The organism is Pseudomonas sp. AC083 (assembly GCF_979253165.1).
The window spans coordinates 1-271 of record NZ_CEEDDH010000144.1 but is presented as its reverse complement, the minus strand read 5'-3'; the positions used below and the strand labels follow the sequence as shown (position 1 = coordinate 271).

The following is a 271-nucleotide window of genomic DNA, read 5'->3' as shown; positions in this document are numbered from 1 at the left end:
AGACAGGATCAGCCAGATGTTCAAACACCTCAGAAGGTCAAAGTGGCAGATAAGGCGTCAGAGCTTGTAGCGAATATGTCTGAAGTGAAAACAGCGAACGTGCTTGTCACTGGAAAAAATGCATTTGTAGCCGTTGTGCTTGAAGGCAATAAAAGCGGTGATGTGACGGACGATCTGAAAAAGAAAATTTCAGACAAAGTCAAATCAACGGATCAACAAATCGACAACGTGTATGTATCTGCTAATCCAGACTTTGTCGATCGTATGCAAG

1 protein-coding gene is annotated in these 271 nt (G+C 42.8%); it reads left to right on the top strand.

Annotation, left to right across the window (positions count from 1 at the left end; translation table 11 throughout):
- The coding region (locus AC0IXA_RS27510) for a YhcN/YlaJ family sporulation lipoprotein (RefSeq protein ID WP_471814915.1) at positions 1-271 on the top strand (271 nt) is incomplete at both ends.